Annotated in this window: 16 protein-coding genes; 11 read left to right on the top strand and 5 right to left on the bottom strand. The window is 28.7% G+C overall.

What is annotated here, in order from left to right:
• The first annotated feature begins 164 nt into the window (after window positions 1-164).
• From pfkA to rlmD, 3 genes are all read left to right on the top strand, one after another.
• The gene (gene pfkA, locus CLOBL_RS01615; protein WP_077857394.1) at window positions 165-1121 is read left to right on the top strand and encodes a 6-phosphofructokinase; all 957 of its coding nucleotides are present in this window, start codon (window positions 165-167) and stop codon (window positions 1119-1121) included.
• A gap of 70 nt (window positions 1122-1191) precedes the next feature.
• Complete coding sequence (gene pyk / locus CLOBL_RS01620; protein WP_077857395.1) at window positions 1192-2613, top strand: pyruvate kinase; 1422 nt, start codon at window positions 1192-1194, stop codon at window positions 2611-2613.
• Window positions 2614-3020: 407 nt separating this feature from the next.
• Window positions 3021-4385 (top strand): 23S rRNA (uracil(1939)-C(5))-methyltransferase RlmD, encoded by a 1365-nt coding sequence (gene rlmD, locus CLOBL_RS01625; RefSeq protein WP_077857396.1) that lies wholly within the window; start codon window positions 3021-3023, stop codon window positions 4383-4385.
• A 63-nt stretch (window positions 4386-4448) separates the two neighbouring features.
• On the opposite strand, the gene CLOBL_RS01630 is transcribed toward rlmD, so the two are convergent.
• Together CLOBL_RS01630 and CLOBL_RS01635 are read right to left on the bottom strand one after the other, a co-directional pair.
• On the bottom strand, window positions 4449-5723 hold the full coding sequence (locus tag CLOBL_RS01630; protein ID WP_077857397.1) for a site-specific integrase: 1275 nt from the start codon (window positions 5721-5723) through the stop codon (window positions 4449-4451).
• Between the two features lie 145 nt (window positions 5724-5868).
• The gene (locus tag CLOBL_RS01635) at window positions 5869-6429 is read right to left on the bottom strand and encodes a helix-turn-helix transcriptional regulator (protein ID WP_077857398.1); all 561 of its coding nucleotides are present in this window, start codon (window positions 6427-6429) and stop codon (window positions 5869-5871) included.
• A gap of 216 nt (window positions 6430-6645) precedes the next feature.
• On the opposite strand from CLOBL_RS01635, the gene CLOBL_RS01640 reads away from it, so the two are divergent.
• From CLOBL_RS01640 to CLOBL_RS01665, 6 genes are all read left to right on the top strand, one after another.
• The gene (locus tag CLOBL_RS01640) at window positions 6646-6840 is read left to right on the top strand and encodes a helix-turn-helix domain-containing protein (protein WP_242953767.1); all 195 of its coding nucleotides are present in this window, start codon (window positions 6646-6648) and stop codon (window positions 6838-6840) included.
• A gap of 3 nt (window positions 6841-6843) precedes the next feature.
• Window positions 6844-9300 (top strand): hypothetical protein, encoded by a 2457-nt coding sequence (locus CLOBL_RS01645; RefSeq protein ID WP_077857399.1) that lies wholly within the window; start codon window positions 6844-6846, stop codon window positions 9298-9300.
• A gap of 204 nt (window positions 9301-9504) precedes the next feature.
• Window positions 9505-11103, top strand: coding sequence for an AbiH family protein (locus CLOBL_RS01650; protein ID WP_077857400.1), 1599 nt, complete (start codon window positions 9505-9507; stop codon window positions 11101-11103).
• A 187-nt stretch (window positions 11104-11290) separates the two neighbouring features.
• The gene (locus CLOBL_RS01655; RefSeq protein WP_077857401.1) at window positions 11291-11929 is read left to right on the top strand and encodes a recombinase family protein; all 639 of its coding nucleotides are present in this window, start codon (window positions 11291-11293) and stop codon (window positions 11927-11929) included.
• A gap of 235 nt (window positions 11930-12164) precedes the next feature.
• The gene (locus CLOBL_RS01660; protein WP_077857402.1) at window positions 12165-13196 is read left to right on the top strand and encodes a protein kinase; all 1032 of its coding nucleotides are present in this window, start codon (window positions 12165-12167) and stop codon (window positions 13194-13196) included.
• Entirely contained in the window at window positions 13193-14383 is a 1191-nt protein-coding gene (locus tag CLOBL_RS01665; protein WP_077857403.1) for a hypothetical protein, read from the top strand. The genes CLOBL_RS01660 and CLOBL_RS01665 overlap by 4 nt, the downstream gene beginning before the upstream one ends.
• 30 nt (window positions 14384-14413) lie before the next feature.
• Here the strand turns inward: CLOBL_RS01665 and CLOBL_RS01670 are convergent, their stop codons facing one another.
• The gene (locus CLOBL_RS01670) at window positions 14414-15076 is read right to left on the bottom strand and encodes a hypothetical protein (protein ID WP_077857404.1); all 663 of its coding nucleotides are present in this window, start codon (window positions 15074-15076) and stop codon (window positions 14414-14416) included.
• 376 nt (window positions 15077-15452) lie between these two features.
• On the opposite strand from CLOBL_RS01670, the gene CLOBL_RS01675 reads away from it, so the two are divergent.
• On the top strand, window positions 15453-16787 hold the full coding sequence (locus tag CLOBL_RS01675) for a hypothetical protein (RefSeq protein WP_179117662.1): 1335 nt from the start codon (window positions 15453-15455) through the stop codon (window positions 16785-16787).
• 1057 nt (window positions 16788-17844) lie between these two features.
• Here the strand turns inward: CLOBL_RS01675 and CLOBL_RS01680 are convergent.
• Entirely contained in the window at window positions 17845-18303 is a 459-nt protein-coding gene (locus CLOBL_RS01680; RefSeq protein ID WP_077857406.1) for a MerR family transcriptional regulator, read from the bottom strand.
• Between the two features lie 310 nt (window positions 18304-18613).
• Here CLOBL_RS01680 and CLOBL_RS01685 point away from each other — a divergent pair, with 310 nt between their 5' ends.
• Window positions 18614-19564 (top strand): aldo/keto reductase, encoded by a 951-nt coding sequence (locus CLOBL_RS01685; RefSeq protein WP_077857407.1) that lies wholly within the window; start codon window positions 18614-18616, stop codon window positions 19562-19564.
• A 437-nt stretch (window positions 19565-20001) separates the two neighbouring features.
• Here CLOBL_RS01685 and CLOBL_RS01690 read toward each other — a convergent pair whose 3' ends face one another.
• On the bottom strand, window positions 20002-20334 hold the full coding sequence (locus tag CLOBL_RS01690) for a helix-turn-helix domain-containing protein (RefSeq protein WP_077857408.1): 333 nt from the start codon (window positions 20332-20334) through the stop codon (window positions 20002-20004).
• Window positions 20335-20533: the final 199 nt, after the last annotated feature.

Consider the following 20533-nt stretch of genomic DNA (forward strand, 5'->3'; position numbering starts at 1 on the left):
AATTAAGACAATTATTTCAGAATTATATCAGAAGTTGCTTAAATATGATTGATAATTCGATCAATTTTATGTACAATTAATCTTGGTTAATGAAAAATGGTTAAATTATGTACATAAGGGTCTCCAAAGGTCCCTTAAAGGTATTTAAGGAGGAAATATATATTATGAAAAAGATAGCTGTGTTAACAAGTGGTGGAGATGCACCAGGAATGAATGCTGCAATTAGAGCGGTAGTAAGAACTGCGCTTTATAATGGAATTGAAGTTATGGGCGTGCAAAGAGGATATAGTGGACTAATCAATGGAGAATTATTTAAAATGGATAGAAACTCTGTATCTGATATAATCCAAAGAGGTGGAACTATCTTAAGAACTGCTAGATGTCCTGAATTCAAGAACGAAGAAGTTAGAAAAAAAGCTGCTAAAATACTACAAGCTTATGGAATAGAAGCTTTAGTAGTTATAGGTGGAGATGGATCATTTACAGGAGCAAAATTATTATCAAAGCTTGGAATAAAGACAATAGGTCTTCCAGGAACTATAGACAATGATTTAGCTTATACAGATTTTACTTTAGGTTTTGATACAGCATTAAATACTGTAGTAGATGCCATAAATAAAATTAGAGATACTTCAACTTCACATGAAAGAGTTTCAATTGTAGAAGTTATGGGAAGAGATTGCGGAGACTTATCTTTATATGCAGGTATTTGCGGTGGAGCAGAAGCAATTATAATTCCAGAAATGGAATTTGACAGAGATGAACTTTGCAGAACTATTTTAGAAGGTAAAAACAGAGGAAAGATGCATAACTTAATAATTCTTGCAGAAGGAATTGGTGGAGCATTTGAACTTGCAAAGTATGTTGAAGAAATAACAGGAATTGAAGCAAGAGCAACAATCTTAGGTCATATTCAAAGAGGTGGAAGTCCTAGTGCTACAGATAGACTATTAGCTTCAAGAATGGGAGCAAAAGCTATAGAAGTACTACTAGAAGGAAAAACTTCAAGAGTAATAGGAATTAGAAATAATCAAATAATTGACCAAGATATAGATGAAGCTCTAGACATGGAAAGTAAATTTGATAAAGAGTTATATGATGTGGCTCAGATATTATCATAATAGTTATTTAGCTTATAGTTTATTTATATAAATTCTATAAATTAATCCAAGAAAGAGGAGTGTTAGTTTAATGAGAAAAACTAAAATGATTTGTACTATTGGTCCAGCAAGTGAAGATATTGAAATATTAGAAAAGGTTGTGCTTGCAGGAATGAATGCCTCAAGACATAATTTTTCACATGGAGATCATGAAGAACACGGTGGAAGAATTGCAAAGGTTAAAGAATTATCAAAGAAATTAAATAGAGAAATTGCTATAATTCTTGATACTAAAGGACCAGAAATCAGAACAGGAGTATTTGAGCCAAAGAAAGTTGAATTAACTAAAGGCGCTGAATTCACAGTATATGCTGGAGATATGTCAGTAATTGGTGACACTACTAAATGTGCTGTTACTTATGAAGGATTAGCAAATGACGTAAAACCAGGAAACACTATTTTAATAGATGATGGTTTAGTAGGATTAACTGTAAAATCAGTTGAAGGAAATGCTATAAAGTGTGAAGTTCAAAACACTGGATTTGTTGCAACTCATAAAGGAGTAAATGTACCTGGAGTTTCAATTAAATTACCAGCACTTACTGAAAAAGATAAAGAAGACTTAATCTTTGGATGTAAAGTTGGAGTTACTATGATTGCTGCTTCATTCATAAGAAAAGCAGAAGACGTTAAGACTATTAGAAAGATTCTTGATGAAAACGGCGGAGAAAGAATATTAATTTGTTCAAAGATCGAAAATCAAGAAGGTGTTGATAATGTAGATGAAATCTTAGAAGTATCAGACCTTTTAATGGTAGCTAGAGGAGACATGGGAGTTGAAATTCCAATAGAACAAGTACCTGCAGTTCAAAAGATGATGATTAAGAAGTGTAATGAAGCTGGAAAACCAGTTATCACTGCAACTCAAATGTTAGATTCTATGATGAGAAATCCAAGACCAACAAGAGCAGAAGTTTCAGACGTTGCTAATGCTATTTTAGATGGTACTGATGGAATCATGTTATCAGGAGAAAGTGCTAATGGAGATTATCCAGTAGAAGCTGTAGCTACAATGGCTAAAATTGCTGAAGAAACTGAAAAATCTTTAAAATATAAAGTGGCAGTTTCTCAAGCTAAATCACACGTTCCAGCTATTGCAGGAGTTATTTCAAGAGCAGCTAGTAATGCAGCTAACGAATTAGAAGCAGCAGCTGTAATAACTTCAACTCAAACAGGAGCAACTGCAAAGAGAATTTCTCAATGTAGACCAGAATGTCCAATTATAGCTGTTACTCCAGATGAAGTAGTTGCTAGACAATTAGCATTCTCATGGGGTGTATATCCAATAGTTGCTGATAAGATGGTATCAACTGATGAATTATTAGAAAAATCAGTTGAAATAGCTAAAAACCATGAATTTGTTAAATCAGGAGATACTGTTGTAATAGCAGCAGGTGTACCTGTTGATCAAGTTGGAGCAACTAACTTATTAAAGGTTGATGTTGTTAAATAAGATTAAAATTTAACTTTTTATACATAGAGAGACTTTAGTGATTTTCACTAGAGTCTCTTTTTATAAATAATTAATTAACAAAAAATTAACAAAAAATTAACAATTATATATGAGTAATTTAATATATAATGTATATTATTGCTTTTAACAGGGAATAATATTTGAGTAATTATGGAATTAAATGGCAACTGATTCTGTATTAGGCACATGAAAAAATATCAAGTTAATAGATTGACTCAATATTTTTTGAATGTGCATTAAGCACCGCAAGGTGCTCTTTTTTTATGTCATAACAAATTAAATATAGTTGATTGGCCTATTATAGATATTATAATTTCTATTTATATATGATAGAATGTAGAAAGGAATTTTAAGCAGTTATACCTAACAACGAAGGAAGTGTGTATGTGTTAGAAAAAAATAAGGAATATATAGTGAAAATTGATTCTTTGGGATATGAAGGAGAAGGAGTAGCTAAAATAGATAGATATCCAGTATTTATACAAGGAGCATTAACAAATGAAACTGTTAAGATAAGGATTGTTAAAGTTAAGAAAAATTATGCTTACGGAAAGCTTATAGAGATAGTAGAACGATCTGATGAAAGAGAAATACCAAAATGCAGTAATTACGAAATTTGTGGCGGTTGCACATTAATGCATTCTACTTATAGAGGACAGCTAGATTTCAAATATAATAGAGTTAAAGAATGTATAGAAAGAATAGGCGGACTAAAAAGCGATGTAGTTAAGTATCCTATAGGCATGGAAAATCCATATAGATATAGGAATAAAGGTATATTTTCTGTTGGATTAGTGAACAATGAACTTTCTATAGGTTTTTTCAGTGAAAAAACTCATGAGATAATTGATATGAATGTTTGTCTTCTTCAAGATAGAGAAAGCGATGAAATAATAAAGATAATACGAGAATGGATGAAAGCTTATTCTATAACAGCAGCAAAAAAGGATGGAGTATTTTTTAAGCAAGGATTAGTCAGAAGTATAATGGTTAGAAAAGGATATAATACAAATGAAATAATGGTTGTATTGATTACTACTGATAAAGAAATCCCTCATAAAGAAGAATTAGTTAATAAGTTGAAAACAGATGTAAAAAATGTAAAGAGCATAATTCAAAATATAAATGCTAAAAATACTGGTGTGGTTTTTGGTGACAAATGCGTTACGTTGTGGGGAGAAGATTCTATATCTGATTATATAGGCAAATATAAATTTAACATATCACCTTTATCGTTCTTTCAAGTAAATCCAGTGCAGACAGAAATTCTTTACAATAAGGCTTTGGAATATGCTAATTTAAGTGGAGATGAAGTTGTATTCGATGCTTATTGTGGAACAGGTACAATAACATTATTTTTAGCTGAAAAAGCTAAAAAAGTATATGGTGTTGAAATAGTAGAGCAAGCAATTGAGAATGCTGTAATTAATGCAAAAGTTAATGGAATAGATAATTCAGAATTTCTTGTTGGGAAATCTGAAGAGGTAATTCCAGAGCTTATAGAGCAGAGAATTAGTCCAGATGTTATAGTTGTTGATCCGCCAAGAAAAGGATGCGATACTAAACTATTAGAGGTCATTGGAAAGACAAAGGTAAAGAAAATAGTTTATGTATCCTGTGATCCAGGGACTTTAGCAAGAGATTTAAAGTACTTAGCGAATATGGGATACAAAGTACTAGAAGTGCAGCCGGTGGATATGTTTCCTCATACTAAACATGTGGAAACGGTGACGTTATTAGTCAAGGAATAGGGCTGTTTTAAAGGTATCATAAAGCCAAAATATAAGCATTTGCCACCGTAATGCCACCATAAATTATAGCGTGGTGGCAATGCTTTCAAATATATCAACTGATTCATCTTTCATAGATTCCGTATTGTGGACATATTGATTTAATGTAATTTTGATATCAGAATGGCCAAGCCTTTCTTGAATTCCTTTAATATTTGCACCATTTTCAACTAAAATCGTTGCATGAGTGTGTCTTAGAGAGTGATAATTAAACGCTATATTCAATTCATAATTAATAACTCTTGAACAATACTTAAAGGAATCTGTTGAGACTAATTGACCATTTTCTTTCCTACAAACCATATCAGCTTTTCGCAAAGTACAAGGAATAGATTTTTCAATTTCAATTAGTCTAAATATTTCATCACCTTTTTCATCTTTTTCTGGTTTCATATAGATATCAGTATAATATTCACCATACATTATTGAATTTTCAAGTTGAACCTTTCTGGCCTTTTTTAGTGCCTTATATAATGTATCACCAAATTTTACAGTTCTATTTGAGGTAAATGTCTTAGTACTTCCAAAATACCATGCGGACTTTTCTTCCTTCTTTCCCTTTGTCTTTAAAACCTGCCTCACATCTACACCATAATTTCTTTTAACGGTGATTTTATTTACAGTGATTACCTTACTTTCAAAATCAATGTCATCCCAAGTTAATCCAAAACATTCACCTATTCTTAATCCAGTGTAATATCCGATAAGAAGCGGAATATAAAAGGGACTAGATTCGGAAAATCTCTTGATAATTTTATTGAAATCATCTGGACTAATGATATATCTAACTTCTTTCCTTTTACCTGTATATTTTGGATATTTGATTCTGTCACAAGGATTTACTTGAATAAAGTGTAATGGTTCAATTGCATAATTTAAAGCACCAGACAATGTTGTAATTATATTAACCAAGTGACTTTTTGCATATCCTTTTAATTTCAAGTTATTCGCAAATTCTTGTATTGTTAAACTATTTAGAGCTTTTAATTTATAAGTTCCAAATGCGGGCTTCAAATGATTTTCAATTGTTTGAAAATAAGCTAGTTGAGTATTGTATTTCAAATTCATTTTGCAATATTGATCAAACCATAAGTCTAAATAATCTGAAACACTAATTTCAGATGGTTCAAAACACAGACCAGCATTATTATATTCTGTTAGTGCTTTTGCAAGAGCCTGTTCAGCATCTTTTTTAGTTCTGAAGCTACCTTTTTCCTTACGTTTTCTTTTTCCATCGACTTTGCCAAGATCAAAATAATATGACCATGTATTTCCACGTTTTCTAACTGAACCTGTCATAATGTACCTCCTTAGTTGAATAATAAGTATATGGTTAGAAAAATCGCAATTTTAATAAAAACTATATAAGATTTGTTGTCACCTTGTCACATAGTCTTAAAAGCTTGATGTTACAAGCATAGAGAGTGATGTATAGAATGTCATTTTATTTGTCACATTTGTTTTTCAATTTAAATAGTTCAAAGTCAATAAAATTCTTTAAATTACTGTATAGTTGCTCAAAATCGGATAATGATACATCAAATTTTTCATTTGTATTTAAATTAGTAATTTTACCTAAAGGTAAAGTGTTACTTTGTATTTTTTCATCAATTTCGTAAGCTTTTTCTTCAGTGTGGCAACTCCAACTATAATATTCGTATTTATAACCATGTAGTAACATTAATTGCGATACTAATTCAGATTGAGATATATATTTAAATGTTGAATTAGATTCATATTTTTTGAATAGTTCTAAGGAATCTCTAAAATCTTTACTTTCTTTGTTATCATTATTATTTTTAATTTGGAATAATTCTTCACCAAATCCATCAATCGGTATATTTAGTGCTTCGCATATATCTTCGATAACTGATATTCTTGGTTCTCTTTCTCCACTTTCGTATTTTCTTATAGTTATTTCTTTTCTATTGATCCTCTCAGCAAGTTGTTTTTGTGTTAATCCTGCTTTTTTTCTATAGTCTTTAATTTTTTCTCCTATGTTCATATAGCACCTCCGATAATTTATGTATCGTATTATAGCATAATAATATAAAAAAAGATACAAAAAAGATTGACTTCGTTAAAAAATAATTGTAAGATAAAATTGTTACTGAGCGATATTTTTTGTATCTATTAGCTATAAATAGATACAAAACTGATGATACCTTACTATATATTAGCCAAATTACTTAAAAATATAACGTTATGGAGGATTAAACAAATGATAAATACAAACTTAGAAAATGTATTATTAACAGTAAATGAGGTGGCTAAAACGCTAAAAACAAATTCAAATACTGTCTATGACCTAATAAATAGAGGAGAATTAAAAGGATTAAAACTTGGAAGAATAAAAATTCCATATTTTGAATTAGAGAGATTTTTAAGAGATAACTTAGGAAAAGAGGTCATATAGAGAATGGAAGACAATGTATTCGAGAGAGCAAAAAGAGAGATAAATTTAAAAGACTATATAGTTTCAACATGCCAAGTTAAGGCTAACGGGAGCAGTGACACATGGAACATTGAACCTAATCCAATAGATTTACAATCTAGAGGAAATTTTAAAATATCTTTTAAAGATGGTGTGTGGCTTTATAATGCTTTTAATGCTGGACAAGGAGGATCAATAATTGATTTCTTACAGGAGAAAGAAGGATTAAAAGGTGAGCAATTAATAAATAAGATTAAGGAGATATTAGCTGATGATCAACTATTAGCTGAACCAGTAGTTAGTAATGATAAATTTCATAGCCAAGAAGATATTAATAGGCTAATACCTTTAATAGATACTACTAAAACAGATTATTTTAAAGGCAGAGGAATTTCAGAGGAGGTAATACAGAAATATAAACTAGGTTCTTCCAATAATGGAATAGTAGATGTTTATTCAGAGTTGAAAATGAAATCCCATCCCAATATGAAAGATTATAAGTATATAGTTCCTTGCTATGATGAAGAAGAAAATCTAAAATTTTTGGTAGCTAGAAATAGTAAAGAAATTATTTCAGATGGAACTAAGAAGACTTGGAATATTAAAGGTATACCAGCTTATTTTTTAAATCAGTTTTATGTAGAAGGGTATAATATAGTAAAAGGCGATATAATTGTATTAACAGAGAGCTGGGGAGATAGTCTGGCAGTTGAAAGCATTAATAATAATGTAAAAGTTGTATCATTACATTCAGTAGTAAATGTTAAGAAGTTAGGAGAATTATTAACTGTTAATAGGGAGAAATTTGATGGTGTAAAGTTCATAATTGCTTTTAATAATGACAAGCCGAAGAAAGATGTACAACCACCTGGAAAGGTAGCAACTAACAAAGCAATAAAAATAATGAAAGCTTTAAATCTTGAATATGAAGTATTTATGCCAACTAAGTATAATGATTTAAACGAATGGCTATTATCAGATAAAAAAGAACTTGAAAATGAGTTGAAAGTAGTAATCAATAAATTAAATTGTATAGATAGAATAAATCTTAAAGGTAACGCAATTGAAGCTTTCTTTAGCTGGATACAAGATAATTTAAGATACATAGTTAATTGTGATGATGAAAGAAGATTTCTATATTGGAATGAAGAATTGTGGTTAAGAAAGACAGAAGAAGAACTACGTTCATTGTATGGGAATTTTCTTAAAGCATGTGAAGATCAAGTTGAGGAGAATAGGGAAAAAGGAAAATATTCAACAGAGGAATATTATAAAACTATTAATAAAATTAAAAAATGGAAGAGCACAGCAAAAGCAAAAGAGTGTTTAAGTTTAGTAGGATATGATGAAAGGTTGATTATAGATATTAACGCGCATAAGAAGCAACATCATGTATATGTATCCGCAAATGGTATGATAATAGATTTAAAGAAAGGAGTTATAAGAGAAGCTAAGAAAGAAGATATAATTTTACATGCAAGTAAATATAATCTTGTGGACCAGGGCGAGGCAATAGAATTTATGGAAAACAAAGTACTAAAGTTATATAGAGATCATTCATTAGGGGAAGAAAGGCTCGAATATATTCTTGATTTTATTGCCATGAAAATCAGTGGCAGAAATTATCAATTTGCAATAATAAACATTGGGCCAAGTAAAAGTGGTAAATCAATGATGAAAAACTTAATAACAGGCTTATTTGATGGTGATATATCACATATACCGTATACATATTTAACTACAACGCATAAAGGAAATATGGGAGCTGAGAGAGATGATATTATCGTAAATCTTCATAATAAAAAGTTTTGTTTAGCGTCAGAAGCAGAAAAAAATAACGCACCAATCGCCATAGGAAGATTTAAGCATATACTATCAAATTCAATTACAGATGCTAGAGCAACAGGCGGTAAAATGCAAAATGGAATAGATTTAACACATTTAGATATGATTATTGATACTAATGATATGCCTTCATTTAGTGGCTATGATGATGCTATTGAAAATAGATTGGTATTTATTAATTGGCAAAGTTCAATACCTGTAAATGAAAGAATAGACAATTTTAATGGCGAGGTACTTGCACCTAATATGGATAAAATATGGTCATATTTCATTTATAGAGCGATTGATTTAAAGGATAAAGCATTAGTAATACCAGATATTATTAAGAAAGATAGTGCAGAACGTAAGGGGGAATTAGATAAGTTTACATCTAATGTGAATAAAAAATTAAAATATGAAGAAGGTGAATTTATTGAATTGAATACATTAGTAGAAGAATTAGAATTATTTAAATTATTACCAGAACTTAAAAATACAGATTCATTACATAAAAGGGTAACTGATAGGATTAAATCTGTGCCTGGATTTGAAAGAGTTATACAGTATAGAAAAGGATCGCTAAAAGTTCCGGGAGTGAAGGGGATAATATTTATTTAAATAAAAAATAGCATTTCGCATGGAGACACTATAACTGACAATAATAGTATATTCTATGTAAGGTGAATCGTCAAAATTATATAATATTGTTTAAGGTGGTGGCAAATAAATTTGCCACCTTTTTGTAATTATTTTAAAAAGGATATAAAATAAGATTATAATAAGGTCATAAGTATACTAATATTTAAAATTGGGGAGGAATATATGAATTTACTTGTTGTGGGAAATGGATTTGATTTAGAGCATGGATTACCAACACAATATAAAGACTTTCTTGACTTTATATATGGGTTTAAAATTTTAATAAATGGTTCATATAGAAAAAATGGTTTAAAAGAATTTGAGAGAATAGTAATTAATGGAGAAAATACTTATATTGATGAGGTAAATAATAGAAAAAAAGAACCAAGGAATTTCAATGAATATGTAAAAAATATGCTACTATATGAAGACGCATTTACTATAAAAGGTTTTGAAGAATGGAGCAATCAAGATCATGTTAAAAATTTAAAAAACTATTGCGATGATAATATTTGGATAGAATATTTCGTTGATAAAAGAGATAAAGAAAAGAAAACTTGGATTGATTTTGAATCGGAAATATCTGAAGTAATACAAAGCTTAGACTATATGAGAAAATATAGGATAAAAGCGAAAGAAAATAAAAGTACATATTGTAATGAAAAATGCTTTAATATAGAGGGAAAGGTTTATAAATTACTAAATAGAGGAATAAACCACAGAGATATAAACTTATTAGATTATGAAGAATATAAAAAAATAGTAATAGATAGATTAAAAAATGATTTAAATAAATTAATATGTGCTTTAGAGATATATTTATATGTATATGTTAATAATGTAGATATAAAAACAATTGCTCCGGATATAAAGAATGTAGAGATTGATAAAGTATTGAGTTTTAATTATACAGATACATATAACAAAATATATTTAAAAAACAATATTAATTTTATGAAGTATCATTATATACATGGACATGCTAATTTAAAAGAAGAGAAAAATAATATGATTATAGGTATTGATGAGTATTTAGATGATGATTTAATAAATAAAGAAACTGATTTTATAGCATTTAAAAAATATTTTCAGAGGATTTATAAAAAAACAGGTTCTGAATATAAAAGTTGGTTGAACAATATGAATAAAAGTGATGAGCATAATAATATTTATTTTTTTGGACATTCTTTAGATGTAACTGATAAAGATGTAATAGAAGAATTAATAATAGGAAGTAATAAGAAGACTGACATAACTATATTTTATTATAACGAAGAGACATATGAGAGTCAGATTGCAAATTTAGTTAAGGTAATAGGAAAAGATGAACTTATAAAACGAGTTTCAAGGTCAGAAAATAGTATTACCTTTAAAAAACAAAAGAGTAGTGTTTCTTTAGAATTAATTTATAATATAGAAAAAACAAGTAAAGAGCTGGCTAAAGAGTTACATAATGAAGAGGTTTATTTTAATTATAGTAAAAATATTTTAAATTTAGGTTCCGACTTATATATTTATTTTGAAATAATTAATAATGAACTGATTAATGCTAACTTATATATTGATAAAATAGATGTTCATGATGTATACGGTGAATATATTCGCAATATAAATGATATTTGCACCCTTGCAATTAAGATTAAAGATGATAAATATTATATAGATACTATTTCATATAAATTAAATAATTCTGTAGATAAAGGAAATATAGATGGAAGTTTAGCTGATATATTAAAATACATCTATGAAGATTATACTTCAAAAACATGGAAGTATAGATGAAAATAGATGTCTATAAATCAGATGATTACATAAACAGATTATAAAGAAGAAAATGGCTTTTGCAACGTAGCAAAATGGTTATAAATAAGACTAAATAGGCTCAAAGAGTGTTTACGAAAATTGAATGTGATTTTGTAGACACTTATAATAATATCATAAGATAAATTAATGAAGAGGATTGATGATTATGATATTTGGATATATGAGAATAAGCACACAAAAGGAAAAGCAAACTACAGACCGTCAAAGAATTACATTAGAGCAGTATGCTAAAGATAATTCATTTACTTTTGATGAAATTATAGAGGAAAGAATAAGTGGAACAATTAAGGCTGAAAGTAGACCTCAATTTAATGCATTAAAGTATAAGTTAAGGGAAAATGATATATTAATCGTTACTGATATTGATAGGCTAGGGCGTAACGCTGATGATGTAATAATGGAGTTTAAGAAGTTAAAGGCTCAAGGGATTAGAGTTATTGCTCTTGATACTCCATACCTTAATGAATGGGAGAAGATTCAAGACAGTTCAATTTATAATATGATAGCTGATATATTCATTACTCTTAAGGCTCATATGGCGCAACAGGAGAGGGAGAAAACAGTTCAACGTATAAATCAAGGTTTAGAAGTTGCTAGAGCAAAAGGGAAGACTTTAGGAAGACCAAAGGTAGAACTATCAAAAGAATTTATAAAAGAATACAAAAAGTTTAAAGATGGTGCATATGGAGATATGTCAGCTTTAGCATTTGCTAAGGTGTTGGGTATTGGTAGAAGTACATTATATAAATATATTAAATTATATGAAAAAATAAAAAATACATGATTAATAAGATAATAGAAAGTGATGAATCTAGTTGAATTTTATAATAAAAATTAAAGATGGTTATGGCACATTTTGGGAATATAATAGTAATTAAAAGAGGTATAGTATTTAATACTATGCCTCTTTATATATTAAAATTTTGATTTTAATATATAAATTATTACAATAAACAACAAATACACTAAATAATATTTATGATATAATTATATATCATAAGTGGAAAGGAGTGTATAATATGGAAAATATATTCGAAGAAAAAGTTAAAGAATGTTTAAATAAAGAGAATTTATGGAAAAAAGGATATCACTTTGAAAAAAATCCTAATCAAAGAGGCCAATCTTTTAATTTTTTTGTAGTTGATGAAAAGGATCAAAAGATCTTCATTGCAAAGTTTTTTAATTATCTAGCTGATTTCAAGGGTGAAAGTTTTGAAAGGGCAAATGAATTTTCTAGTATTGCTGATTATATAGAATGGCTTTCAAACTCTGATAATTCTATTGATGTAGAGCAAGTAATGGAAATTACTCATTATATACAACGTTCATTTAATAGATATGTTGAGGTATGTTCTAATTATAATTGTGGATTTCCTAAATTATATGCAAATGAAAAATCATTGAAAATTAATGGATCATTTTATGGACTACTTATTGAAGAAGTTATAGTTGGAATAACATTGGATAAACATTTAAAGTACATGAACCGTAATAATTTAGAGAGTAATAATTTATTTTTGCAAGTAGTTTCATTTATTAATGAAATTACAAAAAGTTTAACGTTACTAAATCAAAATAATATAGTTCATAGAGATTTATCACCAGATAATATAATTTATAATGATGGTACATACACGATAATAGATCCTGGTGTAATAAAAATGATTGATAGAGATAAGACTAGAACTTTTGGGTTTGTATTTGGAAAACGTGATTATGTTTCACCCGAACAATTTAGAGGATATGCATCCCAAGTGGATTTTACAAGTGATTTGTATTCATTAGGAGTAATAAGTTTTGAGTTTATACTTGGATATAATCCATTAAAAAAATATATAAATAAAACAAGCAATCCACATAAAGACTTTTTTAGAGATATAAATAGAGATATAGAAGATGATTTTTTTGATTTAATAGAAGAAAGTACAACAACAAGGAGATTTTATCAGTTGCTGTGTAAAATGGTACAAGTAGAAAGAAGATATAGATTTGAAACTATGGAGGAATTCAGAGAATTTTTAGATACTATTACAATGGAGGTGGGAATATGACAAAGTTATTTGCACAACATGGGGCAGCTAAAGGGAAAAAAATTGATAATGCTTTTGATAATGATAGAATAGAAGGCGTTATTTTGTCACCAAGAGAGGAATGTATTGATACTATGATTAGTTACATTAATAATAATAAGTTATTAAATAAAGATAATTGTTTATATGATCCACAGTTTTATTATTCTACATATAATAATACATCCCTATTAAAAAAATTGGAAGAATTAGAGCATTATCCTCAGAAGGTAGAACGAAAAGATTGGAGGAAAAAATCAGAAAGATTATTAACTTATTTTGATTCGCATGTAAAACAGTCAGAAATGTTTTCTGATGCAATTATTGTTCCAGGATTTCATATAGAAAAACTTGATTGGAAATTTGATTATTCTTTAGATATTTACTCATATTTTTATGAAAACTATGAAAATAAAAATCAATATTTATCCTTATTAATATCATTTAGTTTATTCCATAGTAATTCAGATGTAGATGAAATGATAGAAGAAATTGTTGATAATATACAGCCTGAGGAAAGAAATGGAATATACTTAACTGTTTGCTATGAATCTACCTCAAATAATAATTATGAAGAGGTCGACCCAGAAAACTTGGCTAACGTATTATATTTTGTTCATTCTTTAAAGAAGGAAGGATTTAGAATAATAGTAGGTTATACATTTATAAATAGTTTATTATTTACAATGTTAGATTGTGATATTGTATCAAGTGGATGGTTTAATACATTAAGAAAATTTAACAAAGGACGTTTTGAAGAAAGTGATACATTTGGAAGACGAAAAAAAAGATATACAAGTATCCCATTGTTAACTAATATAACATTTGATATTATAAATAATTTTGATGAAGATTTACTAATAAAATGTTTATCAGGTACTTCTTTTGATCAAGCAGTAGTAGACGATTTAGAATCATTATCTTTTGTAGATTTAGAGCAACAGTATTGGGAAGCTATAAATAATTGTGTAAAGGATATTAATAAATCTAATCAAAAAATACAATATACTATTAAATTAATAGAGAACGCAAAAAAACTTTATAGCGACATATTAATAAGAAATGCATCATCAGTTGAACTATGTTACAGAATAAAAAAAGCATCTTCTCATTTAGATGTATGGATTACAGCAATAGTACTATTTAAGCGTAGAGCGTCAATAGTTTAAAGTAAAGAGCAAATTACAAAGAAGATGGGACTAAGTAATTTGCTCTTTTTCTGTTCTGATAGTTTGAGACTTAACTAAATGTAATAATCGCATATATGATTTTATTTCTTTGGCTTTTTGAGCTCTAATATACAATGTATTCTTATCTGTATCTACACCAATTAAGCCTACAGACTTTAGTATTAATTCGTATGAATATTTTTTGTGAATTTTTTCTGCTATATCATTTGGAAAAACTAAATAACTATAGTCTACATACTTTCGATTCTCAGTTGCTTGAAAATATGCTTTATTAAAATTATGAAGTTTTGCCTCGTAACCGTATATGGTAACATTAGGAAAATTGAAATTAACATTTCTTATGTATTTATTATCTTTTTCTTTTATTAAATTAATTTTTAGTAATTCATGTATTGAATTATTAAAAGTAGATTCGCTTAAACCCAAACCATTAAATAATGTATCAAAAGTTATTGGTCTTTTATTTTTTATTTTCATAAATATTTTTGCATTAGAAGGTTTACTAAGACAAAAACATTGATTGATGTTAAAGGGTAATGAATTAGAACTTATATTGACAACATCAATATTTCCCCATCTAATTGGCATTTCTTTAATAATAATTTCAGAGGAATCTAGATTTTTTATAAAGTTATCAACTAATGCTTCTTCGTATTTGAAATAATTATTCATAAAGATATCCTTTCTATAAAATACAATATACTATATCTTATCATATTTAAAAAAAATTATATATATCCAGGGATCATGAGTGAATGATACATACATCAAAAGGACAAGGCTAAAAAAAAGAAAATTATACAGCTCTAAGACTTTTGATCCCCCCCTATTTCGGTGGAATTTTTATTAAATGGACTGACACCACACAGCCCCCATTTAGATACACAATTTTCCCTAAATGAAATTTTAAAAAGATTTATTTTATAAAATGTGCTATAGTTAACGTATAATGGTAATTTAGAATTAATAAACGATCATATGGAAATAGCATTATAGAAATAATTTGTTTAAGATTTATGATTAATTAAAACAAAAGGGGATGTTAAGTGTGGAGATAATTACAATTGATGGGACAAATGTGTGTTGGTGGTATTCACAAGTAACTCCAAAAGAAATGTCAATAAAGCCTTTATTGGCAGTTATTGAAGCAATACTTGATAATGATGACGAATTCTATTGTGTATTTGATGCTTCTATTTATTATGATTTAAAAGAAAGTAGTAAAAGTGATGAAGAAAGCATTTTATCAGATTTAATTACTAATTTTTCAGATAATTTTTATATTGTCACAGCTTCAAGTCGTGCAGATGGAGTAGTCCTCCATGATGCAGAATTTCATCAAAGAAGAATTATAAGCAATGATATTTATAGAGATTATATAGAAAAATATTCGTGGTTATCAGATACACACAATTCAAGGTTAATACAAGGAAATTTGCAAAGAAGTGGATTAATAACAATTGACAAATTAACATATGGAAAACTTAATATAAGTGAAAATATTGAAGAACAAGCCAAAAGAATAAAAGATAAATTATCTTTAAAGAAATCTCCTGAAATCATTGGAATTGAAAGTGAAATCAATAAGAAAAAGAAAGTTTTATGTGGAATTGAGGAAAAAATACAAAAAGAAAATACAAATTTAGAGAATATATTTAAAGAAATAGAATTTAATAAAGATAAGATTCGAGTATTGGAGTATACTGAGAAAAAATACACAGAAAGTATAAATAGACTAATAGATCAAGAAAAAGTATATAAAGAAAAAATTGATTTTGCAAATAAGCAGTATATTCAACTTGAAAAAAAAATACAGGAAGCTGGATTTTTGGTTAATTATGATCAGATTCTTAAAGAGAAATACGATACAATAGCAAAGCTAGATAAAATTATAGAAGAAAGAGAATCAGATAAGAATAGGATTGATGATGAAAGTAAATTGATTCTTCAAAAATATCAGAAATATAAATTAGAAGTAAAGAAAGTGGAAGAAAGTGAAAAAGAAGAAGAATTAAAACTTTCTAATGATAAAGAATGCATAAGAAAAGCTCAAGAAGCTATAGGTAAATTTCTAGAACAATATGGTATTGATAATAAAGATCATTATTATAGTGGAAGAGGGAGCAAAAAAAGGTGTGACCAATTGGGTTTGCTACAATATACTGATGAAGATTTTATTAATTTTGATGGCTCAACATGGGATGTTGCTGTAAAGGCATTGCACATGTCATTTAAAAAATATCCAATTTGTGAAGATTGTTATGAAAGAAATATCTTTAGATGGACAGATGGGATATCTTGTAGTGCTTGTAAAAGTAAAAATATAACAACAAATCCAGAAAAAATATGGGACATAATTAATACATTTGCACCTAAAAAATAATTATATTCAGAAATTTATTAAGTCCAGAGATTTTTTTAATGTAATATGTTAGTACATAATGTTCAAATTGTGTAACAACCCCAAAACACATTATTCGAAATGAATGATGTGTTTTTTTGCAGAATTTTAAGAAATGCGGACAATCTAAAGCCCCTATGCTCAGATTATATAGTAAATAATTCATAAAACATATTCTAAAATTTCATTTTACAGATTTTTTGCATATGATTGGGGCGTTGTGGTGTTGTTATACTTTAAGAAGTATAACAACAAATAGGGGGAGTTAAATTTATATTAAAGTGACAGTTATGTGACTAATAAACCTGTCTACCTAAAACTATTGATATAACTAATGTTAGGACTATGTGACAAAGTGACAACTAATTAAATAGTTTTAATTAATAATTATTGATTTTTTATACCATTTAAATATATATTTTATAATGATTATTTATTATTAGGTGGCAAAATATTAACTTGCCACCAATTTGCCGTCCATGTATAAATTGTATAAAAATATAATTTAATATATTGTAATTTAAAATAGTTTTTAGTTTCCTTAAAAGTGTCAATTATCAAAGGTTAATACGATGTACTATGATTTAGTATGAGTTACCTTGTATATGCGATATCTACAAACAAAGCATGTGGAAACTGTGGCGAAACTAATCAAAGAAGTAGGCTGATATCAAAGGGTTTGAAGGTTTTTTAGAAAATTTCATAATGTGTTTTATATGTTCCCCAAAGTTGCTTTGGGGAATTTTTTGATTTAGGAGGCCTAACTTTTACGCAGAAATAAAGATATTTGCGTTAAAGTTTTAATTTCGCAAAATTACATAAGCAAAACAATAAAAGTACCACTATTGTAAATTTATAAAGAGAATATTGCCCATCAATCGTAACTCTACGATTGATGGGTATTAGTAGTTGATGTTGACACTATTGCTTTTTCACAGAGTTTATATTTAAAGATAAGCAACTCATATACTTCTTATCTTTATGCTAAGATAGACTAGTGTATTTAGAATACAAAATTAATATAAATATGAACTTCAATTTATTTGTTAAAATATACTTTTTCCATCTGTTCTTTTAAATTGCGTATGCCTTCCGGAATATCTTCTGGTTTTAAGGAATCGTGTACAGTACATGTCCCGGCAGCTTGTGCAGTTTCATAGTACCAGCATTTAAATTTAATCAAATCAAGAGTTTTATGTAATTCCGCTATATGTTCTGTAACTCTTTTTTGCTGCTCTCTGAACATGTTGAGCCGTTTGTCAATTGTTTCATCGCCTTGCATACACCAGTCCATAAATTCCTTTATATCTTTGATTGACATTCCAGATTTTTTTAAATATTCAATGATAAAAAGCGATTCAAAATCATCCTCCTTAAACATACGGATCCCGCTTTGGCTGCGTTCAACAAATGGCATTAAACCTTCCTTAGCATAAAAACGAAGTGTATGCGGAGATATATTAATTTTTTTGGATATTTCGCTAACTGTATAGTACATCTTTACCTCCCTAAAAAACTTTAAAAAAATATTTGTCTGAGAGTAAACTCTTAAGTTTGTGATAATATTACCATGCAAAAGAGTAAGAGTCAAATATGATATGCAACAGAGGCTTATAATCTAAATTGGAAAGTACAATTTAAGCAAATAAATGAGAAATTTTCAAATTTTCAAAAAAACATTGACTTAGAGTATACTCTCAAGTTTATTATAATCGTATCACCTAATTGAGTGTGCATAACCCATAATATATTATTAGATAAAGCTTTACGCAATATAATAAAATGTAAAATTAAGGAGGAGTTTTTTTATGAATAAAAATAATATACCACACATCGCACTTGGAGCTTGGTCATGGGGGACTGGTGCAGGAGGAGGAGATCAGGTTTTTGGTAACCATCTTACTGAATTAGATCTTAAGCCTGTATTTGATACAGCCATGAACCTTGGATTGAATTTATGGGACACGGCTGCAGTATATGGTATGGGAGCTTCAGAAGAAATTTTGGGGAATTTTGTAAAAAACGAGCCTCGTGAAAATGTCATTATCTCTACAAAATTTACACCTCAGATTGCAAATGACTCACTAGATGCAGTTCAAGAGATGATTGACGGAAGCAAGGAGCGCTTACATACAGATGTGATTGATATTTATTGGATTCATAATCCTATGGATTTTGAGAAATGGATACCGAAGTTAATTCCAATTGCTAAAACCGGGCAAATTAAGGCTATTGGTGTTTCTAATCACAATTTATCAGAAATCAAGAGAGCAAATGAAATCTTTGGAGAGGCAGGACTTAAGGTTTCCGCTGTGCAAAATCATTACAGTCTATTACACCGTTCTTCTGAAAAAGCTGGTATTATTGATTATTGCAAGGAAAATGGTATTACATTCTATTCATATATGGTTCTAGAGCAGGGCGCTTTGTCTGGAAAGTATGATCAGACTCATCCTTTCCCAGAAGGCAGTGGACGTGCAAATTCTTATAATAAGGCTCTTACTGAGTTAGAAGTGCTAGTAAATGAAATGAAGATTATTGCTAAAGCTCATGATGTAAGTGTTGCTCAGATTGCAACAGCATGGGCTATTGCAAAGGGAACAGTTCCAATTATAGGTGTTACAACAGTAAATCATGTAGAAGATGCTGCAAAAGCTGCTAAGATTAAATTAAATGCAGAAGAGATCAGTAGAATGGAAGCATTAGCTGACAAGACAGGGGTTTCAACACTTCGTGAATGGGAAAAATCCATGATCTAAACTGATTGTCTCATAATTAGAAATAAACAACAGCCGGTATATTTGTAAATGAACCATATGCACAGTCATTGGAAAAATGTATCAGGCATTTAAAGAAGTATACTACGATTTTAGGGGATTGTACTAATACGCAGAACTAGAGATATTTGCGTTAAGGTTTATATCTATGCCGGAAAATAACTTTTATATTATCACACTTTTGTAAATCTAATTGAAAGCATTTCCACCTATTTGCCACCGCTAATAAGTAGTTGGCGGCAATTTTTATAATATAATTACTTAGCATCATCTTTATAATTATTAGTATCCTTTAAGATATATTCAAGTATATCCACTGTATTATCGCTTATTTTCTTAGTAACATGTAAATAAATATCCATGGATAATCGAGTATGAGCCCCTAAAAAAGGATATATTCTTGTTGTTTAGAAAAGTAGTTATCTATGCTCCTGCCCCCATATGCACATTGCACCCATGATCGGTATTAGTGATCTTCCTTTTTCTGAAAGACTGTATTCTACTTTAGGTGGAACTTGTGGGTATTCTTTGCGAGTGACAAGACCATCTTTTTCTAACTCCTTGAGCTGTATACTTAGTGTCTTATAAGTAATCGTTCCGATTAGGCGCTTTAATTCGTTATATCGAACTACCTTATGACCATATAGCAAATAAAGAATTATCATTTTCCACTTTCCACCTAAAATGGAAAGTGTGTACACATAAGGAGTATCAGCAATATTAGATTTCCTTTGAATCGATTCATTATTCATATTCACACTATCCTTTACGAAAGTATGCGTCATAAAAGTGCATACGTATAATAATCTTTATACGATTGTGTAATATTACTGATATAAATTCAACTGATATTCAGTTGGATAAAACATTCTTATAAAAGGAGTGACTTGAAATGAAAGTAACTGTAATAACAGGGAGCCCACGTAAATCCGGTACGTCCACTCTCCTGCA

Source organism: Clostridium sp. BL-8 (assembly GCF_002006495.1).
Lineage (GTDB): Bacteria > Bacillota > Clostridia > Clostridiales > Clostridiaceae > Clostridium.